Below are 25,343 nucleotides of genomic sequence, written 5' to 3'. Positions count from 1 at the left end.
CTGAGCGCTTGTGATTTAAGGTTAAGCTTGCAGTGAGATCGGTGGTGGGTTAATTGATGCTTGTTCCGCAGTTTGAGGAGACCAAAAGATGGTTTGTAGGCTCTGTCCCGCTTGTTGAGAGCCGAGGTTGAGCTGAGCTTGTGCAATAATAGCGGGGATAGAAACACAGTGTGATACACAATCACCCATGCCTAACACCTCACACAGTGCGTCACAATCAACCATGCTCGTGTTAATGCTTAGCATGGCGCTACCACAGCTGGGTGTATCTTGATGGGGAACGGCTATTGAGCTTATCAACACTGGGTTTATCGGTAGCTGAGTTAGTTCGATTTGCTGAACATGTTGGGAAGCGTGCGAGCTGGCATGCAAAAATTTAGGCATAGCCATCGCTGGTGAAAGCAAAAATTGCCCGACCAGTGAGATGAGTAATGCTAAATATGCGATGCGTTTGCACATGTTCAACTTTTCCAAATAATGATGATGTAACTAGATAGACCTTGCTACTAGGTAATTAGTTTCAGGCTACACATATATTTTTTATATTTGTTTGAACGCTGACTCATTTTCACATCTTGAAAAACTCAATTAAATGCTTTAAATACCGCATTATCAAGCCGATAAGACATAATCCTTGCGATAAACAAGGCTTTAGGCTAACTTTAGTGAAAGCGCATATATAGTGAGCAATTTTTGATTCAGTTGAGAGAGTTAGAGCCATGTCTCATTTTGCACTTTTAGTCCCAGATTAATCAGTAGGATATGGTTTATACTAGACCGCATAAATAGAGATGAAGTAAAACTTACATCGATATAAAAATTAAATATTTGGAGATGAGTGATGAACTGGCGAGCACTATTTAAACCTAGCGCAAAATTTTCGATTCTAGCATTGTTGGTCGTTGGTATCGTAGTTGGTGTTGTAGGTTATTTTGCGACACAACAAACTTTGCATGCAACAAGTTCAGATCAGTTCTGTATGAGCTGCCATAGCAATCATTCATTGAAAGATGAAGTGATGGCTTCTGCTCACGGCGGAGGACGCGCAGGTGTTACTGTGCAGTGTCAAGACTGTCACTTACCGCACAATCCAGTTAAGTACCTAGTTAAGAAAATTATTGTGTCTAAAGACCTATATGGTTTCATGACTATCGATGGTTTCAATACTCAAGCATGGTTGGATGAAAATCGTAAAGAGCAAGCCGATCACGCACTTAAGTACTTTAAAGGCAATGACTCAGCTAACTGTCAGCACTGTCATACTCGTATTTACGAAAACCAACCTGAAGCAATGAAGAAGATGGCGAAGAGAATGCACGCTAACAACTTCAAGAAAGCTGATGATAAGCGTAAGACTTGTGTTGATTGCCACAAAGGCGTTGCTCACGTTTACGTTAAATAAGACTCAGTAAACAACAAGCACTATGAATGCCAGTTAGATGAGCTAGCATTCACAGCTTAAAGCCCCATGATAGAAATATCACGGGGCTTTTTTGTGGCTGTTATTTGGGAATCGATAGGGCAGAGACGGTAAGTCGGATGGAACCGAGATGGTGAAGCCGGATAGGGCTGAGACGGTGAAGCCGATAGAGCTGAGACGGTAAGTCGATAGAGCTGAGACGGTAAGTCGATAGAGCTGAGACGGTGAAGCCGGATAGGGCTGAGATGGTAAAGCCGGATGGGACTGAGGTGGTGAAGCCGGATAGAGCTGAGGTGGTGAAGCCGGATAGAGCTGAGATGGTGAAGCCGGATAGGGCTGAGATGGTAAAGCCGGATGGAACTGAGGTGGTGAAGCCGGATAGAGCTGAGACGGTGAAGCCGATAGAGCTGAGATGGTGAAGCCGGATAGGGCTGAGATGGTGAAGCTGGATGGAACTGAGACGGTAAAGCCGGATAGAGCTGAGACGGTGAAGCCGGATAGGGCTGAGATGGTAAAGTCGATAGGGTTGAGGCATAGGCTAGGAATAACCGAAATAGCAAAGAATATGCAGCTTGCTGAGTATCCTTTGCTTTGCCGTCAGCGAAGCGCCCGTCTTAGACTTTTTCGTCTAAGCACTTGTCGACTTAGTATATTTCGGCTGTTAACCGTTCTAGCTTTTTTGTTGAGCCAAAACCTGTTGGCGATATTGCAGTAAGCTAAAGACGCCGAAAATAAACACTTGTAGATAATCGCCCTTTTTTAACGCTATTAGGCTTTTAAAAATAGTGTGAAAGATCATCGTTTGGAAGCTGTGCATAAGCACTGTCACGGCCAGAAGAATATTCAAAATAACGGCAATGTTTCCGTCAAATGGCACCGCTAGATTATAAAACATCATTAACCATGCCAAGGCGGTGGCTAGCTTTCCTAACAGCAAAACCAGTTTCATTTAAACACTCTCCTCAACACCTTGTGTATCGTCAGTTTCCTGCTGCGGACTGTATTGATATAAACGATAGATCACTTGTCCTGCTTTTTTCTCTTTAAGTTGTGTCCAACTCGCGGGCACATCAAGCTGTGCTAATTCAGACTCAGTTTCAACATAGATAAGTGCGTCAGCGAGTAACCATTGTTGCTGATCTAGCAATTGGATACTTTTCTCTGTCAGTGACTTTCTGAAAGGCGGGTCGATAAATACAATATCAAAGCCTTTATCAGGCGTTGTCGCTAATAGCTTTAAGCTATCGCCCTTAATCACATCGGCGTCGTCACACTTTAACGTCGTTAAGTTTGCAACGAGTTGCTTTGCCGCCTGCGGTTGTAGCTCAAATACTCGGGCATAGGCAGCGTATCGTGACAAAGACTCTAAACTCAGCGCACCACTACCACCAAAACAGTCCAGCACTCTGGCGCCACGTACATCGTTTGCTATCCAATTAAACAAGGTTTCACGCACTCGGTCAGTCGTGGGGCGCAATCCTTCTAGATCATGAATAGGCAGTTTGCGTGATCGCCACTGGCCAGAAATAATCCTTACTTGGCCACTTGAGAGTATTTTTTTGACCATGGTGTCCTCGTGATTTTGCCTTATGGCAGAAAGTGGTAGACTATAGCGTCTGATTTAAGGTCGTTATTTTATATCAAAGCATCACTAAAAGGTAAAAAGCCGTCGTGTACATACGATTCGGTTATATTTTTGCTGCTTTAAGCAGCGTAATTTTGCCATGCTTTTGATATAACGTCCTCCTCCTAACGCATTTATGTACAGCTATTTGAGCATCGGTAAAACACATGGCAAAGAAAGGTTTTTTTTCCTGGTTCCGCAAGGATAAATCTACAGAACAACCACAGGAAGCTGAAGCAGAGTTAAACGTATCAGCTTCGGCTGAAACTGAGCAAGCTGACGCTAAACAAATTGAAGCTGATAACGTTGCTGCAGAGCTCGTTGAATCAGAAAGAGTCGCTGCCGAGCAAGTCGCAGAAACGGAAGCTGCACGTATTGCCGCTGAGCAGGCAGAGGCTGAAACAGTCGCTGCCGAGCAAGTCGCAGAAACGGAAGCTGCACGTATTGCCGCTGAGCAGGCAGAAGTTGAAAGAGTTGCTGCCGAGCAAGCCGCAGAAGCTGAAGCTGCGCGTATTGCCGCTGAGCAGGCAGAAGCGGAAGCTGCACGTATTGCCGCTGAGCAGGCAGAGGCTGAAACAGTCGCTGCCGAGCAAGCCGCAGAAGCGGAAGCTGCGCGTATTGCCGCTGAGCAGGCAGAAGTTGAAAGAGTTGCTGCCGAGCAAGCCGCAGAAGCGGAAGCTGCGCGTATTGTCGCTGAGCAGGCAGAGGCTGAAAGAGTTGCTGCCGAGCAAGCCGCAGAAGCGGAAGCTGCGCGTATTGCCGCTGAGCAGGCAGAAGTTGAAAGAGTTGCTGCCGAGCAAGCCGCAGAAGCGGAAGCTGCGCGTATTGCCGCTGAGCAGGCAGAGGCTGAAACAGTCGCTGCCGAGCAAGCCGCAGAAGCGGAAGCTGCACGTATTGCCGCCGAGCAGGCAGAAGTTGAAACAGTTGCTGCTGAGCAAGCTGCACAAGCTGACAATATAGCAACAGAGCCGCAAGCTAAGCCGGTAAAAGAGGGATTATTTGCCCGACTTAAACGTGGTTTAAAGCGTACGAGTGCAAGTATTGGTAGTGGCTTTGTTGGTTTATTTAGCGGCAAAAAGATTGATGACGATCTTTTTGAAGAGTTAGAAGAGCAGCTATTGATCGCTGATGTCGGTGTTGAAACCACCACCCGCTTGATTAAAAATTTAACCGAGCAGGCCAGTCGCAAACAGCTCAAAGATGGTGAAGCGCTGTATGAGCTGATGCGTGATGAGATGCAAAAAATATTAGATCCGGTATCAATTCCACTAATTCCAGAAAATGCAGATGGTCCGTTTGTTATTTTAATGGTCGGTGTCAACGGTGTGGGTAAAACCACGACTATCGGCAAGCTGGCTAAGCAATATCAAGCTGAAGGTAAAACAGTTATGCTAGCGGCGGGTGATACTTTCCGCGCAGCAGCCGTTGAACAGCTGCAAGTGTGGGGACAGCGTAATGATATTCCGGTAATAGCACAGCATACGGGTGCCGATAGTGCATCAGTGTTGTTTGATGCTCTGCAAGCCGCAAAGGCACGTAAGGTTGATGTGCTGATTGCCGATACCGCAGGTCGCTTACAAAACAAAGCACACTTGATGGACGAATTAAAGAAAGTCGTGCGTGTGATGAAAAAGCAGAACCCAGCAGCCCCGCATGAAGTGATGCTCACCCTAGATGCAAGCACAGGCCAGAATGCGATTAACCAAGCAAAAATTTTCCAAGAGGCTGTGGGAGTCACAGGGATCACTATTAGTAAGCTAGATGGCACCGCAAAAGGCGGGGTGATTTTTGCAATTGCTGACAAATTTGGTATTCCTATTCGTCATATTGGTGTTGGTGAGCAGATTGACGATCTTCGTACTTTTGATGCAAAAGACTTTATTGAAGCACTGTTTAGTCAATCAAAAGACGACATAGACACAAAATAGCGTTAGTTTATAAACCTTAATAGCGATATCGACGACGAAGAAATCTAATTAATGATTCGATTTGAGCAAGTAAGTAAAGTTTATACCGGCGGGCAAAAAGCGCTATCGGATGTGAGCTTTCATTTAAAGCGTGGCGAAATGGCGTTTCTTACTGGTCACTCTGGTGCGGGTAAGAGTACCTTGCTTAAGTTGATCACGGTAATTGAACGCGCTAATGGCGGCAAGGTGTCAATTAACGGTCATGACATTGCTAAGCTCCGCCGTGCTCAAGTGCCTTATTTACGTCGGGATATCGGGATGATTTTTCAAAATCATCACCTATTAATGGAAAAGAGTGTATTTGATAATGTCGCACTACCGTTAATTATTGAAGGTTTTTCGCATGGAGAGATCCGTAAGCGAGTGGCTGGTGCACTTGATATGGTTGGCCTCTATGGTAAAGAACGACATCATCCCATCATGCTTTCAGGCGGTGAACAGCAACGTGTCGGTATTGCCCGAGCGATTGTGAATAAGCCGCCGCTATTACTTGCCGATGAACCCACGGGTAACTTAGATCCTAAATTATCGATGGACATACTGCGCCTGTTTGAAACTTTTAATGATTCAGGTACCACGGTATTGATCGCAACGCATGACTTAGGTCTTATCGCCCGCATGAAATACCGCACACTCACGCTTAAGCAAGGTCGTGTGCTTGGCGCTCAAGAATTAGATCAATCTGACAATTTAGGTGCCTACTGAGGATTATGATGAATAAGCAACCTCAGTTAACTCGCAGCAAACTACCCATATCTGGTCAAATAGTGATGTTTTTTATTCGCCATATCCAACACGCTATGGCGAGTTTAGGTGAGTTATGGCGCAATCCCATTTCATCATTAATGACGATGGCGGTACTTGGAGTCAGTCTCAGTTTGCCAGCTGCGTTGCAAGTGCTGGTTAAAAATGCCGAAACTATCACTCAATCATGGAACAGTGCTGCCGAAATATCGTTATTTGTCGATGAAGGGCGCAGTGAAAAAAGTATTCAAAGTTTGATCGCTCGGCTCAAAGTTTACCCCGAAGTGGCAGAGGTTAATTATATTAATCGTGATCAAGCTCTAGAAGAGTTTCAACGGCTTTCAGGCTTTGGTGAAGCATTATCCTATTTAGATGTTAACCCACTTCCAGCTGTCGTGATGGTGACGCCCAGTCTTAAATATTCAAGTGCTACGGGCGCGCGCGAGTTGCTGAGAAAGCTGGAGCAAGAAGCTGAAGTGAGTTTTGGTCGACTTGATATTGAATGGTTAGAACGATTACAAGCCGTAGTGCGTTTACTTGAACGCACGGTATTGGCGATTGCAGCGCTACTGGTGTTAGCGGTTGTGCTTGTTATAGGTAACACTATTCGCCTCGCTATTATGAACCGCCGTACCGAAATCGAGGTGATGAAGCTTGTTGGTGCCACGGAAGCCTTTATACGAAGGCCATTCCTTTATACCGGTATTTGGTTTGGTATCATTGGTGGCATATTAGCCTGGGTGATTATTAATTTACTGGTATGGTATTTAGACTCCGCACTGGCTGAGTTACTTGGTTTGTATGGCAGCCAGCTGCATATGGAATCACTGACATTAACAGAGCTCGGGCAACTGGTTCTATTAGCTTCATTTTTAGGTTGGCTTGGCTCATACCTCTCCGTACGCCAACATTTGCGGGCTATTGAACCTTCATAGTTATATATTAGGTATAGATGAGGCGCAAAGGCAAAGATGAACTATCCTTCATTTGCGTTGTCTCTATGTAGGTGTGAAAATTCAACCGTATTAGATAACGCCGATGGTTGACATATTTTGTCAATTAGTCGATAGTTCACGGTCCATCTCAATAGAGGTGTGATTTTCAGGTTTAGTTAGACCGTAGTATTAGTAATAAGTAGCAGGAGCGTGAATGACAGATCAAACGCAAACAATGGCACTAATGGTTCCTCAAAGTAGTGGAAGCCTCGAGTCTTATATTCACTCTGCGCATAGAATTTCTATGTTGGATGCAGAGACAGAACATGAGCTGGCGAAGCGTCTGCAGGAAACCGGTGACCTACAAGCTGCGAAACAACTGATTATGTCGCACTTGCGCTTCGTGGTACATGTTGCAAAAGGCTATTCTGGATACGGTTTACCGCAAGCCGATTTAATTCAAGAAGGCAATATTGGCCTGATGAAAGCCGTTAAGCGTTTTGACCCAGATGTGGGTGTGCGCTTGGTGTCATTTGCTGTTCATTGGATCAAAGCAGAAATTCACGAATATGTGCTTAAAAACTGGCGCATAGTTAAGGTCGCAACCACAAAAGCACAGCGTAAGTTGTTCTTTAACCTTCGTAAAACTAAAAAGCGTCTTGGCTGGTTTACGGATAATGAAGTAGGCATGGTTGCAGAAAGCCTAGGTGTTGCAAAATCTGACGTGACCGAAATGGAATCACGCATGGCAGCCCAAGATCCCGCTTTTGATTTGGCCAGCGATAACGATGATGAGAAAGACTATGCACCTATGCATTATCTTGAAGATCATTCATCTGATTTGGCTAACCAAGTTGAAAATGATAACTGGGAAAAAAATAATCAAACGCGCCTGCTTTCAGCTATCAAAACACTTGATGAGCGTAGTCAGCACATTCTTCAGGCTCGTTGGTTAAATGAAGATAAAACAACGCTACAAGAGTTAGCGACCACTTATCAAGTATCGGCAGAGCGAATCCGACAACTTGAAAAGAATGCCATGAACAAACTAAAAGGGCGAATGGAAGCTTAAGGCTTTTTATTTGCACTGACTGAAACCTGCTACGGCAGGTTTTTTTATGCCTGGAACATTTATGCCGAAGGCCCATGGATGGGCAGCTTACGGCTTTATGTCTGGAACATTTATGCCGAAAGCCCATGGATGGGCAGCTTACGGCTTTATGTCTGGAACATTTATGCCGAAAGCCCATGGATGGGCAGCTTACGGCTTTATGTCTGGAAGTTAGCCAGACATGCAGGTTGTTTCTTATCAATCAAACTTCGTTTGATACAAGGTCGTGGTGCTTCGCCCCACATTGGTAATGCATCAAGCTGCGCTTGACCAAAGTCGTGGGATTCCATCCCACACCCGGCCAAGAAGGGGTCAACAGCAACCCCCTCTTGGATCACCCCTGCCGCCCCAGACGAAGTTGTCTCCCTCGTACTTATGGATAAATCACTAACGCTTCCGATGGGGCATCCTGCCCCGCGAAAGCTAACCCGACATCCCTGTCGGGCTTACGCGATTTATTCCAACGTACTTCGGCAACTTCGATGGGGAATAGGTGTTTTCTGTTCGTTAGGTATGAAATCTAACTGTTGAGTTCCTATTTTTAAACTCAAATGCTTAATGGATGCGCTTTTCGAAACCAGTGTAGATGCAGCAGAGGTCGTCGAAAACAAGGCCAATTCTGTTCCAGACAGAATTTGGCATTTCCTCCATCCTTGGAGGTCAGATATTTTCGTTGAGCTTACAGGGATGTACTAGCAGCGAGCCTCAGTGGCGTCTGCACATACGCCGACCGCAGGTCATTGGAACCACATAGCTCAAAAACTAACTCGTTTGCTACAAATGCAGATAATGCTCTTTCAAGCATTACGATAGATAATATGATATTTACAACAATACCTTAGCAATGCTAGCGTGTACTCAAATGACTTTGTTGTCGAGAACTATATTGATCGGCTAATGAATAAGTTGTAAGGCGGCGGAAATTACCATGGTTGCTGTAAAAAGGATTCAAGCAGGTCATTACTCTGTTTCTGATGGCCGATATATAGTCAAAGATGGTTCGAGTTGGTACGTATTGAATAGTGAACAACAGCAGGATTTTGGGCCTTTACCAACGCTGGCAGCTGCCAAGGAGTATGTTTCTGACGGCACAACACCTTTAGGTGAACATAACATTGCTTCAAAATACGGGCGTCGACAAAGCAAAAAAGAGTTTAATGCATATCTAGCTTCTGAGACTGAGAATGGAAATCCGGGCCCAGCAATTTTATATGTTCTAGCTATGATTGCTATCTGTGTGTTTTTCTTAGTCGTTCGTGGTTATTAAGCATCGGACAATTTGGCAGGCAATCGCCGAATAAGGCACTTGAATAAACAAGTCACAAATTGCAGCACGTTAGCCAGCTATTACTTACCGCTTAACCGCTGCAATAATCTGTTTGCGTACAACCTTAATCCCTACTGTAGCGACATCTGGCCACGGGTAATAATATCTTGGCCGCTTGAAGCGGGCAATTTTGTCGGCGAGAAACTCTGTTAACTCTGCTTCTGACGGCTGACTTGCTAAATCATTAGCAAGTTTGATAATTGCTACAGGTAAGTGACCAAACTTGTCATCAGCTTTAGCGAAGACGATGGCATCAGCAATCAAAGGGTGCTGCTTTAAGACGGCTTCAATCTCTTCAGGTTGCAGATTTTCACCACCGCAAACAAACATGTTGTCTAAACGGCCGTCAATGCACAGATTGCCGTTTTTATCCCAATGTCCTAAGTCTGTACTGCGAAACCAACCTTGTGTCTCTAATGACATGTCCTGTGGCTTATTAAGGCCATCGACACCAAGGTAGCCAAGAAACAAACAGTCGCCTTTTAGCCATATCTCACCGTCGACTATTTTTAACTCTCGTTGAGGTAAAAGTTGGCCGCTTGAGCTATCTGCACGGGCGATGCCAGTGGTGATCTGTGAGCCCATCTCGGTCATGCCGTAACTGGTAAAGGCGTTAATATTGAGCACTGCAAGTTGGTTGAGTAGATCGGCTGAAATCGCGCCACCACCGAGTAGCATGGCTTTGACTTGGTTTAAACAGTGGGTGTCAGTTCTCAGTAACTGCTGCAGTTGCGCGCTGACCAATGACAAATGGCTGACTTGGTCTCTGGTTAACTGCTCGGCGAGGGTGATTGATTTATCTTCAAATACCACACAGGCACCCACGAGTGCGCAACGATTGAGAATAGCCAGCCCACCGATATGAAACAGCGGCAGCGAGAGTAACCAGCTATCAGTCTCGATAATATCGATCAGCGTTTTAGCACCTTTGGCACTGGCGATATGGTTCTGCAAGCTATGCACCGCGGCTTTGGGTAAGCCAGTACTACCTGAGGTGAGAATGGCATCTACTGCTTGCGCAGGATCGATCTTGAGCGGCTGTTGAGGACTTGTTTTGTCAAACTCAAATTTTAGCAAGCGAGTGTTATCTTGGCCCAATGTTAGTAGTTCAGCTTTTAGATCTGGTAATAGGGCTTGGGTGTTATTGGATAGCCAACAATAGCGATATTGATGAGTTTGGATTAATTCGATTAGCTGCTTTTGTGCAAAACGTGGTGAGACTGGGCAAAACAGTAGACCGTGGTCGACACATGCCCAGTAAAGCTTGAGTAGCTCGGGGCTATTATTGGCAATACAAGCGACTCTATCCCCTTGCTGCAGCCCTGCTTGCTTAAGCTGCTCACCAATAGCGACGACGTACTGGCTTAGCTGCTGATAACTGACGGCGTGGCCGCTAATCTTATAGGCGATTGAATCAGGTCGTTGCGTAGCAATCTGATGAATAGGTGACAGGATAAGGGCGTTAGCAGGACGGTTCGGCATAAGGGTCTAGTCCAACGCTAGTAGTAGTTGCAGATCGTTTAGCTGCAGGCATTTTGCTTTACCTGTACTTTGTACTAGGTCCTGGCTAAATGCGCTTAATGTGTCGATCCCTGGGATCTCATCTGGAGTCATAATGCTGGCCAAACGGCTGAGGGCTGTAATACCTAAACTGGCTTCCAAACTTGAGCTTAATATTGAGCGAACCCCGTGTTCGGTGGCCAAATGCTGCAAAGACTGCAACTTCTGTAAGCTACCCAGTAGCATAGGTTTGATGATGATGGCACAAAGCCCAGCTTGCATCTCAAACTGGTAGTGTGGGTCATTGAGTGACTCATCGAGTGCCCAAGGTGCTCCAATCGCGTTATAAAATATTGGGTTATCGGCAGGTCGGCTGCAAGGCTCTTCAATGTACTCAATCGCATGAATAGGGATACAGGCGATAAACTCGATGGCTTGTTGCAACTCAAAACCACGGTTTGCGTCGAGTCGTAGTTTTAAATCGGGACGTATGGCTAAGATCTGATGGATCAGCTGGATCTCATCTTCAAGGGACGTTTGTGCGACTTTGACTTTAACGGCGTGAATGTTGTTAGCCAGCGCGGCTACGCGCTCGGCAACTGCAGTTAACGGCTCATCCTGGTTTCGGTAAATTAACGGAATGGTGCGAACTTCAAGACTGTGTCCATCGAGTGAGCCCATCAGTTTGGCGTGCAGTAAACTTAAACCATAGGCTATGGCGTTTTGTTCGGTTGTATCGGCAAAATCAAGCAACTTATCGGCAGGCTGTTGATGCAGCGCTGCTAGGTACTCACTGAGTTGTGCACTCGTTTGCAAAAGAGAGTGCTGACTAAAACCGGTGAGCTGATGTCCATCGACATCAATACCAGAAAGCGGTGCAATCTCCACCTGCTCAGTGCGCTCATCGGTACCGGAATTGATAGTCGCACAGAGCACCAAACCATGGCGCTCATCGATGCGTTGCTTACCCACGGGCAATAATCTATCGAGATCAATCGTGTATTGATGAAGGCTAAGTTTAGTGAGGATCATTAAGTGGGCCTATTGGATGATGGATTAAATGACGATGGCTTAAGCAGCTGTAATACTTGTTTGCTAAACGCAATGGGTGCAGCGCTATGGATATTGTGGCCACTAGCCGCAACAGCATACATAGCGATGGGATATTGTTGTTGCCAACTAGTCGCGAGTGAGAGAAATTTTTGGTCGTCAGAACCGGCAATAAAATAGCATGGTGCAGATATTATCGCTGGAGTGTCCCAAAGGTCAGCTTGCTCAGCAAGTGACGTGGCTTGATAACAATTGCCTAGGGCTAAGGCTTGGTTACCACGGCGCTGCTGGATCATTGCTTGACGTTTGCTGGCACTAAGGTCGGCAAATACGGCTTGTTGATACCAAAGCGCTAAGAAATTCTCGATAGTCAGGCTATTTAATTTAGTTGCCCATAGTGCATCACTGGTTTTTCTTGCGGCTCTGTCATCTGCAGATTTAAGGCCTGGATGGCACGACTCGAGTATTAGGCTCAAAATATTCTCGGGGGCTTGCCGCGCAAGGTGCAGCGCAATACGGCCACCGAGCGAATAACCAACCAAGTGATACTGCTGAACCTTAAGCTGTAACAGTGTTTGCTGGATAAGTGCGGTGCAGGCATCAAACCCTGGTGTTGGCAATGTATGGTTAAGGCTCTGGCCGTGGCCAGGTAGATCGATGCTAATGCAATAATATTGCTCCGCGAGCACCTCTATCACCGCGGACCAATCGGCTTTACTGCCTAAAAAACCATGCAGCAGCACCATTGCTGGCATGCTGGGGTTACCTTGGCATTGATATGCCAACATCAGCTTTGTTTCACCCAAGTCGCGATATGCGCAATCTGATCAGTGGCTTGGTTTTGTGAAACGCTCACCTCGATGACTGACGGCCCTGCGTAGGTCATGGCATATTCGTAAGACTCGATAAAGTCATCGAGATCTTCAACTTGGTTGTAGGCTAAACCAAACATTGCCGCACCAAAACCAAACTCAAGCCCATGGGACAAACGATAGTAATCGGTTCGTAGCTGCTCGTTTGGCACTGGCAGTAAATTGAAAATGTTACCGCCATCATTATTGAGGATCACAATGATTAACGGACTGGTGACGCTGCGCGCAATCGCCAGAGAGTTGAGATCGTGTAGTTGTGAAATATCGCCAATAATCAGTGTGGTTGGCTTTTTTTCCGCAATGGCAACGCCGCATGCGGTGGCGAGTAAGCCATCTATCCCTGAAGCACCACGATTGGTGAAGACCGTGGCGTGTTCTGCGCTAATAGGGGCAAACATATCAAATAGTCTGACAGGCAAACTGTTACCAATAAATAACTGGTGCTGGCTCGTTTGGCGTTTGGCTATTGCTCGTATGGCTTGCGCTTCACCGAATTGAGCATGATCAATTTGCTGCTGGTATAAGGTTTCTAGCGCTTCATTCTGCTGCACTAGTGCTAAGGCCCATTGAGCCTGAGATGAGCGTGGCCAAGGTAGCACGCTAAAGGTGTTAGCCTGCGCAATCCATACCTGTTTAGCTTTATGGTTAGGGTCGAGTCTTTGTTGCTGCGGTAATACTTGCCAGTAGTCTTTCCAGTTATGCTCGCTCAAATAACTGCTCAAGCGTTTTGACAAGATACGCCCGCCAAACACAATCACTTTTTCGGCCTGTGCTAGCAAAGATTGCGACTTAGGTTGCAGTAACAATTGGTCGATATTACCAATGGCGGCACTGCTTTGTCGCAGTTGTGATTGGGCATCGGTCACTATGGGCCAGCCGAGCTTTATCGACAATGCGATCAGTTGCTCTGGGTGATGCTCTGGAGCCAGTGTCGCCGCGACAATAATGCCTTTACCATGGACAAACCTTGCTAGCGCATCGTGGGTTGGCAGTTGTGAAGCAGTTTGGGCTGCGTACTGAATATAAGGTGCTTTAGTTTGCTGCCATTGGGCTATCGGCTTTAAGTAATGACTAAAGTCTGCTTGAGGCGCTGCTGGATAGAGTGGCTCGCGGTACATACAGTTTATATGCACGGGTTGTGTTTGGTTACTGACGGCATCATCGATTGAGCTCAGTAATGCCGCTGGGCTAATGCTCTTGTCTGGCGTGGGCAAGTTTAGTGACTTGGCATATTGAGCGAAAATAGCGGGCTGAGTCATCGCTTGGTTAGCGCCACAGTCGATAAGCTCTGGTGGACGATCGCCTGAAAGCACAATCAGTGGCACTTGGGTTAGCCAAGCTTCAATAATCGCGGGGTAAAGGTTAGCCACTGCGGTGCCAGAGGTGGTAATAATAGCCACTGGCGCGCCACTGGCCTTGGCAATGCCCAGCGCCATAAAGCCTAAGCCTCTTTCGTCAAAATGCAGATGTTGGCATAGCTTGTCCTGCTTAGCCGCAGCAAGGGTTAACGGGGTTGAGCGCGACCCCGGCGCCATACAGACATGTTTGACCCCTAGACGAGCAAGCTCCTCTAAGATTAATGTTCCCCAAAGCAGGTTTAATTCAGCTGTATGTTTAGTTTGCATAGTTAATTACCATCCCAATGATAATGTTAGTTTAACTTGCTTTAGTGCAAAGGAATATGATCGTCCTTGGTTTTCTTAAATCTAAGGATTTTCACTGGCAGCGAATAAATCAATAGTCGGTTTTCGACAGTTAAGCACCTAGTAATAGGTGTCATCGTGATTAACATATCGGAGTGTTGAATTTATCGCAGGGCTTATGAATGTACTCACTATAAGTGGAGCTTTTAAATTTATATCCTTTGGCGAAAGCCATCATTTCTGTCTACGACCAAATGCCATTGTTAACCCGCTGTGAGGTCAACACAAAATGTTATTGTCGACTTTGCCACTACTCTAGGTTCTCGCACTTCAATGATTGCTTTAACATGCCGTACAAAGTAATACCAATTGTATTAAATACCTGTTCATTCAGTGCTTTGAAAGCCACCCTACGGGAAGCGCTAAATACTTAATAGAATGACTATAGCGGCGGTTATTTACGCAAGCTATCAAGATGATTTTCCAAGGCATAAATATCATATACGCCATTTGGACGATGCTGTAAAATAGCGGAGTGACAATAATATAAGTTCAAACGTTCTATTTACATCGAGAAGAAAATTGGAGTTAAAAAAACATTGAAAAGTAAGGGCTTTACACTCATCGAGCTGGTGGTTGTTATCATTATATTGGGGATCCTTGCGGTCGCCGCAGCTCCAAAATTTTTAAACATAAGTAGCGATGCACGTATAGCATCCCTAGATGGGTTTGTAGGCGCTGTTAAATCAGCGAATTCAATTGTAATGAGTAAGGCTGTTCTCGCGGGAGTTGCATCGGCTAAAGTTGAAACAAACATCCCGAATACTGATTTATATGTGCTTGACGGTTCTATGAGTATTAAACCTGAACACATAAAGGCTGCAATGAATGTTGATGGGTTTATGATTACTGATTATCCAAACAATTCGACTATGCTAAGTACTTACGTATATTTGGGGGATAAAATATTAGAATCGCAAGAACTTAGAGCCCTGAATTGTTTTGTTCAACTTTCACGATCAGTCGGCGTTGGTAATATTGTTAATAGTGAATTGAAGGTGAACAAATTTTACGATGGCTGTTAAATTGAATTAGACATATGTGGGCCAGAGTACAATTTAGTGCCAAGCGTTCGGCTTTGGATTTGGCCTTTAATCGAAAGTTGGCAGTTACTCCTTAAGACTCTCTTGTCAAAAATAGTGTTAGCAATGACTGATACACTCCTATCGAAGATAGTCATAACCGCGTAAACGCGGGAGTGGTTAGCATAACGCTGACTGCTAACCAGCAGACAGATTGCGACTGATAACCACTTAGAGAGTGTTGGCCAGCTTAGGGCCATTGCTTGATCAAGCATCAAGGCCTGCGCCAAAACTGAGTGCGGAGGGTATTGCCATAACATGCCAGTGGCAATGACCAGCGCCATGGCAAGTCGATTATCGCTTTCCTTCTTACGTCATTTTCAGTTTTATATGATTAACCTTGATTGTCTATCCACTCACTCATCACCACATGGGTTTTAATTTTGGTGATATCGTCTTGAGCATCAATAAACTCACGGATCTCGTGTAGACGTTTCATTGATGCCGCAGTGGCATAGATCAGTAGATCCATATCGCCAGTGATGCCTTTACAAGTAATAATTTCTGGGATGGTATGGAAAATTTTGACGATATCGGCGCAGTTGGGGCATTTGTGTTGGATTTCAAAGTAGGCTGAGACCCCATCAGTTTGGGATGCACTTAATATCACTTGATAACCACGAATAGTACCCGATGATTCCATCTTCTTTATTCGCTCAGTGACCGCAGAGCGTGATAGATTCACTGCCGCCGCAATGTCTGAGATGCTGCGGCGTGCATCTGATCTTAAGGCACTTAAAATGGCATTATCAAACTTGTCCATGATCAATTCCAACATAATGACGGCATTAAAGTAAAATACCGACAAAATGACGGTAGATTTGGTGAAGGTGACGGCGATTAAACGCAGAAAGCTAGTCAGTCTAGAATTATAATGGTGCCATTGTAAACCAGAGCATATAAGACATGAATCAAATACAAGGAACCATAGGCCGTTGGCAAGGTGCCGGGCTTATGGCCACCACTTTGTTGGGTACTGGCGTGTTTATCCTGCCACAAATGACTATCGTGACCGCAGGGCAAGGCGCATTAATCGCCTGGCTAGTATTAACGCTAGCGATTATTCCGGTGACGCTGGTGTTTGGACGTTTAGCCAGTGTGCTACCGCATGCCGCAGGGCCGGCCTATTTTGTAGAGCAAGCGTTTGGTCGTACTGCTGGACGAACGATTGGCTTGATGTTTTTACTGGTGGTGCCCATCGGTGCACCGGCCGCTATTCTAATGACCTTTCAATTCGTTAATGCGCTAGTGCCGATAAATGGTTGGGCGCAAGTTGGCACCGAGTTGTTATTGCTAGGAGTGCTACTGTTACTTAATTTACGCGGCATTCAAGTTTCTGCAAAACTGCAGTTCGGGTTAACTTTAGCAATTGTCTCGGTCGTGGCAGCGCTATTTGGCGGTGTTGGCTTGAGTTTATCGGAGCTTGAATCTTTTACCCATCAAGATGCACCGAATGCGAGCCTGATCATGGCCGCGGTCGGTATTGCATTCTGGAGTTTTTTGGGTATCGAAGCGATGACACATCTTGCCAATGACTTTCGTCAGCCGAAGCAAGATATGATCCCTGCAATGCTCATCGGCACCGTGCTGGTTGGCGTGGTTTATTTAGCCTGTACCTTATTACTATTGGTCGTGCCAAGCGATACACCAGTGGCGATGGTCGGCGTGTTCGACAGTTTACTGGGCGGCTATGGGGCACAGGTGATTGGCATATTGGGGATCGTGAGTGGTTTGGCTACCGTCAATGTTTATACCGCGAGTGTCTCTAGATTAATCTGGAGCTTTAGCCGAGATGGCGTATTGCCAAAATACTTTAGCCAATTGAATCAGCATCATTCACCTGCTCGCGCTGCAATAGCGGTGCTGATTGCGATGGCATTAGTCATTATAGTGACCTACGCAACAGGTCAGCAATTAGAAGATCTTATTGCGTGGAGCAATGGGGTGTTTGTGATTATCTATTTGGCCACTATGTTTGCTGCGGCTAAATTACTGAGCAAGCGTTACTTGCCATTGGTGATACTGAGCTGTGCATTATGCGCTGTTATTGGTTTTGCTTTAGGTTGGAATATGACCTACGCGATAGTATTAATGCTGGTTCTGTTTCCCATGTTGTGGGCGCAGAAAACCCACCTTAATCGAAAGCAATTCGCGTTGTAGCAGCGGCAATAGCCGCTTACTCAAGGTTTTTGTTGTGTTTCAATCGCGATATTGCGCATCTGAATGAGTTCGCTATGCCTAAGGTGTAGCAATTCAGAGGTGCGGCGGATCATCTGGTCTTCATATTGACACAGGTGCCCGTCAACATAGGCTAAACGCCACATTGCGAGGATCAAATGCTGTTTTTGCTCTATATCGAAGTTGTCATTAATCGCTTGAGTAAACTCATAAAGTGAGGTGGAATTCTGTTGTGACACGGTCGCATTGGCGATTAATGCGCTGACATCTTCTATTGATAAGCCCAAAGTGGTGGTGAGAAGCTCAGGTAATATCTTGGCTTCTTCATCTGACATGTTCTCATCGGCCATGACGACTTCTAATAGCAAGCTGGCAGCGGCAAGGTTAAGGTGCTGCGCCTGCTCTTCAGCAGAAAGCGTGTGGTGTTGAGCTTCAAAAAACTGTTTTAGCTTGGCAAGCATGCAAGAGCCTCAAAGGTGATTATAAAAATTAGAGCATTAAATCGCATGAGAGTTCCATCTTGACTTAGCTGAATGCTTCAACAATAGCCAAGATGGATAAATCCTTGGTTTACAATATAGCGCCAAGTCCTTTCATTAATAGGTCAGAGGTGCCAGAGGTGCCATTCGTGTCGAGGTAACCCTTTACGATATCAATCATAGGTGCGGCTAAGTCTTTAGAAATGCCTAGCTTTTCAAAAGCGTCGTATACCATAGCACCGCCCTGCAGTGAATCACCTAATCCACCCGCTTTAGATAATAAGCCTGACATACCTGAATCGTTGTCGAGCTCAGGCACTGCACCTAGCAAACCATCAATACCGGGGATAGAGTCCGAAATTGAGCTGAAATCACTACTGCCCAGTGAAGACTGTGCGAGTGATAACAAACTGCCTAAACCGCCCTCAGCTTGACCTTGGCTTAAGCCTAATTGCGACATAACATTACCGACTAAATCATCAGACTGCGAAGGGGTTGAAATCGCTTTGGTTGCTTCTGCTAATGGGTCGAATCCGTGGGCGTTAATCTGAGTTGAGAATATGCTGAGAAGCGTCAGAATACTTGCAGTCAATAATTTCATAAGGGCCATCCTTTTAAGGTAATTCTGTTGTGTTATTTAACGAGTTTAACGGTTTTAACAAACAGTTTGCAGTTTTTTTACTTTTAACAAATAGCTAATACGTGATTTCAACTGTGCATTAATTACCAAACTTGGGTATCCTTAGCCCTAATTCGTGTTACTCGATTTCATTTTTTGGAAAACTCTATGTCATTATCAGCAATCTTGACTCAAGCATTTAACTTTTTTCGTAATAATATTAGCCAATTAGCGGCTTTGACTGTTCCTGTGTTGTTTATCCAAGTGGGTATTCAACTGTGGTTGAGTTTAGAGATAAACGCTGCTGATCTTGAAAACCCTCAGTTTGGCACCAGTCATATGGTCGCTATGATGGTGTTGTTGCTGGTATTTTCATTTTTAATTGCAGCATTAACGCTGTTTTTAGAGATCCGTTCACAGGGACACAGTCCTAGTAACGGCATGATATTAAAAACCAGTTTGAACTTTGTTCCTGCACTATTGTTGGCTGGCGTCTTTTCGGGTCTAGCGGTACTGGCGCCTTTCTTCGTGCTACTCGCGATCAACCCTATGCTGGGAATCATTGGTTTGGTGATTAGTGTTTATCTTTTTGCTCGGCTGGCCTTTGTTAACTTCATGGTGGTCGTTGAGCGATTGACACCCATGGAAGCTATTAAGCGTAGCTTTGCATTTAGTGGACCGATAACACTGAAAACAATAACGGTATTATTACTGTATATTCCGGTCTCTTTGGTGGGCAGCGTGCTGGCTATGGCGACACAACTTGGCGGTCTACCGTTACAGTTAGTGGGTGAAGTTATTGTGGCATTTTTTGGCTTATTCGTTAACGTGGTTCTATTTCGTTTATATATGGTGTCACGTGAACAGCCAGATACAGCCGGTAATCTAGAGCCATAACCCTCAGTATTGAACATCGGCAATGATGGCGAGTGTTTTAGATGACATGCGCCATTGTTCTAGCTAATTCAACGTAACGCATGTGGTAAACGGCGTGGGAGCATATCTTGTTAAACGATATTGAATTCGTTAATCAGTTTTCAGTCGAGCTGGGACAGGATTATCGCAAGGCTAAAAGCTTTGTAACTGATGTGCCAACGCAAGCTTTGCTTCATGTAAGAAGCTTTAGCCATAAGCTAACCAGCTTACTGGCTGAAGAGTATGCTATCGATTTCGATAGCCCCAACCTTTACGATCGCATTGAGCTGCTAAACCAACGCAGACTTATCGATGTTAAAACCACCCGAGCTCTGCATAAACTGCGTGCCGATGGTAATCGTGGTGCCCATCCCGAAAAGTATCACCTTACTCCTGAGCAATTGCAGGAGTTAAGTCAGCGCGCAATAAAAAATCTACTCTTGCTGGTGGATTCAATGTTCAGTCAGGTGACGAATACGAGCAAGCCTGAATATTACTTTGAAGAGTTTGATGCCTTAGCGGGTAGAGACTTATGCTATCGCGCGGTGATGGAGCGAGACGCGGAATCGCAATATCTAGTCGGTATGTCGCTTAAGACGCGAGCGTTAATGCAAAGAGAGCAGGAATTAGCATTACAGGAAAGCCGTGATGACAAGGTTGAAGATCGCTCTACTGCATCGTTTAAGCAAGCCAGCTATTGGTTTGCGCAGGCCGCCAATGATGATGTGAATGCCTTATATGAACATGGCGTATCATTAGTCCATGGTTACAGCGGTGAATTTGATGTTGTAGGGGGTGAGCAGGCCATTGCTTCAGCGGCAGCTGGAGGCGTCGCTAATGCCATGGCGTTGTTAGGTTACTTCTATTTAGTCGGTAGTCAGCATTTTGAAGCCGATGTGCAGCTTGCTGAGCGTTACTTGAGTCAAGCGGCAAAGCTCGAGCAATCAGAAGCAATGGCAAATCTGGGTGTACTTTATTATCAGCAATCTGATCTGAAAACGGCTTATAAATATATCAGTCGCGCGGCAAAAGTAGGTTTCCCGCATGCACAATACCATCTGGCGCTGATGTTAGCCCGCGGTGAAGGCTGTGATGCTGATGCGGTACAAAGCGAACATTGGTTGGCTGAAGCTGCTGAGCAAGGCCAAGTCGATGCTATGTTCTCTAGAGCACAGTCGATGCTGCATGATGACACTGGATTAGGGGATGATTACTCGCAGGCAGAAAGCTATTTACGTGAAGTGATTAAATACGGTCATAGTGTGCCAGCAATGATAGAGCTGAGTATTGCGCTTGCCGATGGTATGTTAGGGCGTATCGATGTTGTGTCTTCAGCCTCCTTATTAAAACTGGCTCGAGAGCACGCTAATGATGATGAACTGGCGGTGATCGAACCTCTATGGGCTTCACTTGAGCAGCAAGTACTCTCTGTGATGGAAATGACCAACTCACCTCAAGAAAAAGAAGCGTTAGCAAAAGCGGCTGAATTACTTAGCTAAAATGCTCAATACAGATACTCTTTTGCTTCAGTCTTAAAATGCAACTAGTGTGATTTCTATTCCCTTTCCTTCAATAAGCAGTGCGGGCTGCATTTATTGTACAGCTCTAGATTGATATCTATACACACGCCGCGTAGTAGATTTTTCTGTCCTAAATTCTTTCCTAAGTAGAAAACAGGGTAAATGATTCCATACTCATATAATTAACATATTCTCAAATTCCAGTTGTATACATTATTCTATATGTGTACATTGACGACAATCAAAATGCTGGAGCGCCCTATGCCTTATTCTGCTGACAATGAAGCTAAATCAATTCTTATCTCTCCCGCTTATTCAAAAGCGAAAAACCAAGAACTGAATAAGTTTGCAGAGCGCTATACTCGATTTGCACTTGCAATCGGACAGCATGACGAACTCTACGTTGATGCGTATTTTGGCCCTAGAGCATGGCAAGAGGACGCTTTTTGGCAGCCATTAACGGAGCTTAGGTTGCAATACGAAGAGGGTTGCCAGGTGCTTGCGGCTGTTGGTGAAAATCATCTTGATATAGAGTTGAGTGGCCGCTATTGCTTCCTCGAAAAGCAATGGCTATCGATTGGCGCGTATTTAGATCTATTGGAGGGGAAGTCCCTTAGCTTTGAGGAAGAAGCTCGTCGGTTGTACGATTCAGCGGTCGTTGAATACTCATTAGCAGAACTTAACAGCATCCATATAGAACTCAATAACTTATTGCCCGGCGAAGGGACATTCGCAAGCCGTTTGGCCGAATTTAAGTTGTCTTATATTGTACCGAAAAATAAAGCCGCTGCAGTATTTAACGCGGCGATTGATAAGGCGCGTGAATTGACTAAAAAGCAGTTCACATTACCTGCGCATGAGCATTGTGAAATTGAGTATGTTAATGACAAAGTGTGGACCGCATATAACTGGTACAAAGGTGATTACCATAGCCTAATTCAACTCAATCAAGATCAACCGTTAACGATTGACCGATATTTGGAGTTAGCGACTCACGAAGGCTATCCTGGTCACCACGTCTTTAATGCCCTGCAAGAGCAGTTGTTGGTAAAAGAAAAAGGCTGGTTGGAATATTCAATCTATCCCTTGTTCAGTCCGATATCTTACCTTGCTGAAGGCAGCGCTAATTATGCTTTGCGTCTATTGATGAGCCAAGATGAGATTGTGTTGTTTGAGCGTGATGTATTAATGCCGTTGGCTGGCCTCGAGGCGGACCTTACTCTGTTTCACAAGGTGTTTGCTTGTATTAAGCGGCTTGGATACTTTGAAAACCATGTCAGTAAATTATTAACGGATAAAAAGATTAATTATAAAGAGGCGACTCGTCTGCTGGTTGATGATGCATTTTATACCCACTCAAGAGCGGAACAACGCACTCGTTTCTTTGACCAAAATCGTTCGTACATTATTAACTATAGTGTTGGGGAAGATGCTGTTGCTGAGTGGGTGGAGAGTGGAACTGCTGATAAAGCGATACACTGGCAGCGATTTGAGGCCTTATTATCAAGACCTCGTAGCGCATCTGCAATGAAAGTTATTCGTTAGGATTATGCTCAAAGATACGGCCTGCTGCCGTTGATTGAGAAGTATTTTCTCGGGAAACGTTTTCTTGAAAAGCATCGTCTTTCTGAAATTTCTGTCCGGTTTGCTGCTTATTAAAACGCGCGAGTTGACGCTTTAGGTAAACGCGACCAAACAAGCTTAATGCCATAAATGTGATTGCGCCGAAAAGCAGTAAAAAAGGCAGCGCAACGAGCGCTAGAGTCATAAAGGCCAAACCGATAATGAATGCTAACCAGCCGCGAGAGCCAGAAAATCGATTTTGCATTGGGTTGCTTTGAAACGAGTTGTAAATCATATTTTCTCCAAAATGTCTTAGTTGTTAGCTTACACTAAAAAGATGAATAACAACTGAATGGGCAAGTTAACGGATTTAATATTGCCGATTATCTAAGCAGAGATCACGTTAATAAAGGTTAATCTTGTTCTGTTTTCAAAAAGTGTTTTAAGTCTGGTGAATCGAAAGCGGTTGCAACACTTTGACAAATAACATTTTTTACCCACTGATGCCCTGGGTCATCATCGTTTCTTTGGTGCCAAAGCAATACATAGGCTAGTGGCATGAATTCGAAAGGCAGTGGGAGTTCCGCTAGCGGGTACAATTTCTTTGCATGTTGGGAAAAACTCGCGGGAAGGGTAAATATCAAATCACTATGGGCGCAGATACTCGCAGCGCCATAAAAGTCAGGCACAGTGGTACTGATCCGGCGATGGTGCCCTAGATCTGCCAGATGATAATCTAATGCCCACCAATCATTGCCTTCACAGCGCACCTGTACATGAGACATCTCTAAATAGATATTTAGATCCCAGAGGCCGGTTGCTATCGTAGCCAGCAAGGGGTGATCTTGCCTCACTAAGCAAACTTGCTTATCGGTAAATAGGGTCTGGTGTGCAATGCCATCGGGCAGGCGATCAATTTTAAAAGCGGACTGTGGGTGAAGATCACGCCCTGAAATACCGAAATCTATCTGACCTTGCTGAATCGCTAGGGTCGAGTTTTCCGTCCAAACATAGCTGTCTAATTTAAGATTGGGTGCCTTGGTCAGCAAAGGGCCGATAAAGTAGGGGATCAGTGTTTCATATGCACTCTCCACCATAGAAAATGAAAACTGCCGAGTACTGCTACCGGGCTCAAAACTGGGGGGTAAAGTCAGTTGATATAAGCTCTGTAAGCTTTGAGGCAGCAATTTTCCAAGTTGTACAGCATGGGCGGTAGGCCTTAAGCCATGTGCCGTGCGTAAAAAAAGTGGATCGCCTAAGGTATCTCTCAAACGATTAAGGCTCTTACTCAATGCTGACTGACTTAGATGTAAGCGATTTGCAGCTCGGGTAACACTTTGCTCCTCCAATAGTATTTGTAGAATGACGAGTAGGTTTAAGTCGATACGTGCCAAATTCTCTAATTTCACGAGATATTCCTCAATGGAAATTCATTATGGAAATAATATCATTTCTGTTCATACCATAGTTTGATTAATATAGTCGTGTTTACAATATTTGAGAAAGATAATGCGCCGTAATTTACTCCCTATTTTAATGTCGATGGTTGTACTCAGTCCATTGGCTATCGATATTTACCTTCCTTCTATGCCTGCTATGGCGACTGAATTTGCTGTTTCGGCGAGTCAAATACAGTCGACTTTAGTGTTGTTCCTTTTTGCTATGGGAACGGGACAATTATTAATTGGACCGTTAGCCGATAGATATGGCAGACGACCTGTCGCATTGGGCGGTATTATTCTTTACATCGCCAGCAGTATCCTTGCCGCCGTTTCCGTTGAATTTCACTGGTTGCAGTTTGCGCGTGTATTGCAGGGCTTAGCGGCTTGTTCGACCTCTATTGTGGTCTTTAGTGCGGTACGTGATTGCTTCACTCCAAAAGAGAGCGCGCGTTATTATAGCTATCTTAACGGCATGATTTGCGTTATCCCTGCATTGGCACCAACCTTGGGTGGTTTACTGGCGCTGCAATTTGGTTGGCGCTCGACCTTCGTGTTTATGACGCTCTACGCGATATTAATCCTGATCTTTGTGGGTTATCGCTTACCGGAAACACGCCCTAAAAGTACCGATAGTTCAGGGCCATTATACCGTTGGGCTCGCTATAAACCCGTAGTGATAGAGACACACTTTTTGTTCTATGCATTTGCCTGCATGGCGGGAATGGCCGCGATCTTAAGCTATGTTTCATATGCGCCGGTGTGGTTGATTGACCGATTAGGGGTATCAGAGTTGATGTTTAGTGGATTGTTCGGTTTAAATGCTGTCGTCAACATCGTCGCTTGTTTTGCTGCACCTTTAGTCATCAAAAAATTAGGTAACCGTCCCACTGTAATTGTCGCACTTTGGTTTATGTTAGCGTCTGCAGCCACTCAAGTATTGGTGCAGGTGGTTGGCCCACAAACTGGCTTAGCGGCAGCGATTAGCTTTATGTTGCCAATGATGTTGCTCTGTATTGGCTTTGCTTTATTGCTTGGCCCTGCAACCAGTATGGCGTTATCTGCATTTGGTGAGAGAGCAGGCACTGCGACGGCAATGCTCGGTTTTATTCAGATGAGCGGCGCGTCACTGCTGACTGCGATAGTGCAACAAACGAGTTTGCCTGCACCTTATGCTGTTGCCATTATTATGGGCGGATTGGCGATTATCTTGTTGGTTATGATGGCGATGTCTCGCTTTGATCATTGGCACCAAGAGCAGTATGCTCACTAACAAATTAAGGATTAACCGTTAG

The 25,343-nt window shown here is 45.2% G+C and carries 26 protein-coding genes and 1 pseudogene; 14 read left to right on the top strand and 13 right to left on the bottom strand.

Annotation, left to right across the window (positions count from 1 at the left end; all coding sequences use genetic code 11):
• Window positions 1-21: 21 nt before the first annotated feature.
• Window positions 22-459 carry a hypothetical protein gene (locus tag CXF86_RS20440; RefSeq protein ID WP_101090739.1) on the bottom strand — a complete coding sequence of 146 codons (438 nt, stop codon included), beginning with the start codon at window positions 457-459 and terminating at the stop codon, window positions 22-24.
• A 382-nt stretch (window positions 460-841) separates the two neighbouring features.
• Here CXF86_RS20440 and CXF86_RS20435 point away from each other — a divergent pair, with 382 nt between their 5' ends.
• Together CXF86_RS20435 and CXF86_RS20430 are read left to right on the top strand one after the other, a co-directional pair.
• Complete coding sequence (locus CXF86_RS20435; RefSeq protein WP_101090738.1) at window positions 842-1,402, top strand: NapC/NirT family cytochrome c; 561 nt, start codon at window positions 842-844, stop codon at window positions 1,400-1,402.
• Between the two features lie 239 nt (window positions 1,403-1,641).
• Window positions 1,642-1,839: pseudogene (locus tag CXF86_RS20430) on the top strand (hypothetical protein); the annotation flags it as partial.
• Window positions 1,840-2,090: 251 nt separating this feature from the next.
• On the opposite strand, the gene CXF86_RS20425 reads toward CXF86_RS20430, so the two are convergent.
• Together CXF86_RS20425 and rsmD are read right to left on the bottom strand one after the other, a co-directional pair.
• Window positions 2,091-2,369: a DUF1145 domain-containing protein gene (locus CXF86_RS20425; protein WP_102039902.1), complete on the bottom strand. Its 279-nt coding sequence runs from the start codon at window positions 2,367-2,369 to the stop codon at window positions 2,091-2,093.
• Entirely contained in the window at window positions 2,370-2,987 is a 618-nt protein-coding gene (gene rsmD / locus CXF86_RS20420) for a 16S rRNA (guanine(966)-N(2))-methyltransferase RsmD (protein WP_101090735.1), read from the bottom strand.
• A gap of 224 nt (window positions 2,988-3,211) precedes the next feature.
• Between rsmD and ftsY the strand changes: the two genes are divergently transcribed.
• From ftsY to CXF86_RS20390, 6 genes are all read left to right on the top strand, one after another.
• A complete protein-coding gene (ftsY, locus tag CXF86_RS20415; protein WP_102039901.1) occupies window positions 3,212-4,972 on the top strand; it encodes a signal recognition particle-docking protein FtsY in 1,761 nt (586 codons plus the stop codon).
• Window positions 4,973-5,023: 51 nt separating this feature from the next.
• Window positions 5,024-5,716 carry a cell division ATP-binding protein FtsE gene (ftsE, locus tag CXF86_RS20410; protein ID WP_101090733.1) on the top strand — a complete coding sequence of 231 codons (693 nt, stop codon included), beginning with the start codon at window positions 5,024-5,026 and terminating at the stop codon, window positions 5,714-5,716.
• Between the two features lie 8 nt (window positions 5,717-5,724).
• Window positions 5,725-6,690: a permease-like cell division protein FtsX gene (gene ftsX / locus CXF86_RS20405; protein WP_101090732.1), complete on the top strand. Its 966-nt coding sequence runs from the start codon at window positions 5,725-5,727 to the stop codon at window positions 6,688-6,690.
• A gap of 214 nt (window positions 6,691-6,904) precedes the next feature.
• Window positions 6,905-7,762 (top strand): RNA polymerase sigma factor RpoH, encoded by an 858-nt coding sequence (gene rpoH / locus CXF86_RS20400; protein WP_101090731.1) that lies wholly within the window; start codon window positions 6,905-6,907, stop codon window positions 7,760-7,762.
• 61 nt (window positions 7,763-7,823) lie between these two features.
• Window positions 7,824-7,976 carry a hypothetical protein gene (locus CXF86_RS22885; RefSeq protein ID WP_180961124.1) on the top strand — a complete coding sequence of 51 codons (153 nt, stop codon included), beginning with the start codon at window positions 7,824-7,826 and terminating at the stop codon, window positions 7,974-7,976.
• Window positions 7,977-8,729: 753 nt separating this feature from the next.
• A complete protein-coding gene (locus CXF86_RS20390) occupies window positions 8,730-9,068 on the top strand; it encodes a hypothetical protein (protein WP_102039899.1) in 339 nt (112 codons plus the stop codon).
• 84 nt (window positions 9,069-9,152) lie between these two features.
• On the opposite strand, the gene menE is transcribed toward CXF86_RS20390, so the two are convergent.
• The 4 genes from menE to menD are packed head-to-tail and all read right to left on the bottom strand — an operon-like array spanning window position 9,153 to window position 14,175.
• Window positions 9,153-10,610 carry an o-succinylbenzoate--CoA ligase gene (menE, locus tag CXF86_RS20385; protein ID WP_102039898.1) on the bottom strand — a complete coding sequence of 486 codons (1,458 nt, stop codon included), beginning with the start codon at window positions 10,608-10,610 and terminating at the stop codon, window positions 9,153-9,155.
• Between the two features lie 6 nt (window positions 10,611-10,616).
• On the bottom strand, window positions 10,617-11,660 hold the full coding sequence (gene menC / locus CXF86_RS20380) for an o-succinylbenzoate synthase (protein WP_102039897.1): 1,044 nt from the start codon (window positions 11,658-11,660) through the stop codon (window positions 10,617-10,619).
• A complete protein-coding gene (menH, locus tag CXF86_RS20375; RefSeq protein WP_102039896.1) occupies window positions 11,660-12,466 on the bottom strand; it encodes a 2-succinyl-6-hydroxy-2,4-cyclohexadiene-1-carboxylate synthase in 807 nt (268 codons plus the stop codon). Before menH ends, menC begins: the two co-directional genes overlap by 1 nt.
• A complete protein-coding gene (gene menD, locus CXF86_RS20370; RefSeq protein WP_102039895.1) occupies window positions 12,466-14,175 on the bottom strand; it encodes a 2-succinyl-5-enolpyruvyl-6-hydroxy-3-cyclohexene-1-carboxylic-acid synthase in 1,710 nt (569 codons plus the stop codon). Before menD ends, menH begins: the two co-directional genes overlap by 1 nt.
• Before the next feature lie 617 nt (window positions 14,176-14,792).
• On the opposite strand from menD, the gene CXF86_RS23170 reads away from it, so the two are divergent.
• The gene (locus tag CXF86_RS23170; RefSeq protein ID WP_101090725.1) at window positions 14,793-15,278 is read left to right on the top strand and encodes a type II secretion system protein; all 486 of its coding nucleotides are present in this window, start codon (window positions 14,793-14,795) and stop codon (window positions 15,276-15,278) included.
• Here CXF86_RS23170 and CXF86_RS20360 read toward each other — a convergent pair.
• Window positions 15,275-15,619 (bottom strand): hypothetical protein, encoded by a 345-nt coding sequence (locus tag CXF86_RS20360; RefSeq protein ID WP_101090724.1) that lies wholly within the window; start codon window positions 15,617-15,619, stop codon window positions 15,275-15,277. The genes CXF86_RS23170 and CXF86_RS20360 overlap by 4 nt on opposite strands.
• Before the next feature lie 50 nt (window positions 15,620-15,669).
• Complete coding sequence (locus tag CXF86_RS20355; RefSeq protein WP_101090723.1) at window positions 15,670-16,098, bottom strand: Lrp/AsnC family transcriptional regulator; 429 nt, start codon at window positions 16,096-16,098, stop codon at window positions 15,670-15,672.
• A gap of 143 nt (window positions 16,099-16,241) precedes the next feature.
• Here CXF86_RS20355 and yjeH point away from each other — a divergent pair, with 143 nt between their 5' ends.
• Window positions 16,242-17,495 (top strand): L-methionine/branched-chain amino acid transporter, encoded by a 1,254-nt coding sequence (yjeH, locus tag CXF86_RS20350; protein WP_101090722.1) that lies wholly within the window; start codon window positions 16,242-16,244, stop codon window positions 17,493-17,495.
• A 20-nt stretch (window positions 17,496-17,515) separates the two neighbouring features.
• Here the strand turns inward: yjeH and CXF86_RS20345 are convergent, their stop codons facing one another.
• Window positions 17,516-17,974 (bottom strand): tellurite resistance TerB family protein, encoded by a 459-nt coding sequence (locus tag CXF86_RS20345; RefSeq protein WP_101090721.1) that lies wholly within the window; start codon window positions 17,972-17,974, stop codon window positions 17,516-17,518.
• Between the two features lie 109 nt (window positions 17,975-18,083).
• Complete coding sequence (locus CXF86_RS20340) at window positions 18,084-18,593, bottom strand: DUF2780 domain-containing protein (RefSeq protein WP_101090720.1); 510 nt, start codon at window positions 18,591-18,593, stop codon at window positions 18,084-18,086.
• Between the two features lie 186 nt (window positions 18,594-18,779).
• Here CXF86_RS20340 and CXF86_RS20335 point away from each other — a divergent pair, with 186 nt between their 5' ends.
• The 3 genes from CXF86_RS20335 to CXF86_RS20325 all read left to right on the top strand — a co-directional run bounded on the left by CXF86_RS20335 (window position 18,780) and on the right by CXF86_RS20325 (window position 22,591).
• A complete protein-coding gene (locus CXF86_RS20335) occupies window positions 18,780-19,508 on the top strand; it encodes a hypothetical protein (protein ID WP_102039894.1) in 729 nt (242 codons plus the stop codon).
• A gap of 107 nt (window positions 19,509-19,615) precedes the next feature.
• Window positions 19,616-21,025, top strand: a complete 1,410-nt coding sequence (locus CXF86_RS20330; protein WP_102039893.1) for a DUF4145 domain-containing protein — start codon at window positions 19,616-19,618, stop codon at window positions 21,023-21,025.
• Window positions 21,026-21,307: 282 nt separating this feature from the next.
• Complete coding sequence (locus CXF86_RS20325; protein ID WP_102039892.1) at window positions 21,308-22,591, top strand: hypothetical protein; 1,284 nt, start codon at window positions 21,308-21,310, stop codon at window positions 22,589-22,591.
• Here the strand turns inward: CXF86_RS20325 and CXF86_RS20320 are convergent.
• Both CXF86_RS20320 and CXF86_RS20315 read right to left on the bottom strand, forming a co-directional pair.
• The gene (locus CXF86_RS20320) at window positions 22,581-22,904 is read right to left on the bottom strand and encodes a hypothetical protein (RefSeq protein ID WP_102039891.1); all 324 of its coding nucleotides are present in this window, start codon (window positions 22,902-22,904) and stop codon (window positions 22,581-22,583) included. The genes CXF86_RS20325 and CXF86_RS20320 overlap by 11 nt on opposite strands.
• Window positions 22,905-23,022: 118 nt before the next feature.
• Window positions 23,023-24,018, bottom strand: coding sequence for a LysR substrate-binding domain-containing protein (locus CXF86_RS20315; RefSeq protein WP_102039890.1), 996 nt, complete (start codon window positions 24,016-24,018; stop codon window positions 23,023-23,025).
• A 100-nt stretch (window positions 24,019-24,118) separates the two neighbouring features.
• Here CXF86_RS20315 and CXF86_RS20310 point away from each other — a divergent pair, with 100 nt between their 5' ends.
• On the top strand, window positions 24,119-25,321 hold the full coding sequence (locus tag CXF86_RS20310; protein WP_101090714.1) for a multidrug effflux MFS transporter: 1,203 nt from the start codon (window positions 24,119-24,121) through the stop codon (window positions 25,319-25,321).
• Window positions 25,322-25,343 lie beyond the last annotated feature (22 nt).

This window comes from Shewanella sp. GutCb, assembly GCF_002836135.1.
In the GTDB taxonomy this organism is placed as follows: Bacteria; Pseudomonadota; Gammaproteobacteria; order Enterobacterales; family Shewanellaceae; genus Shewanella.
Note: the sequence above shows the minus strand (reverse complement) of the source record. Positions and strands in the feature narration are given on the sequence as shown.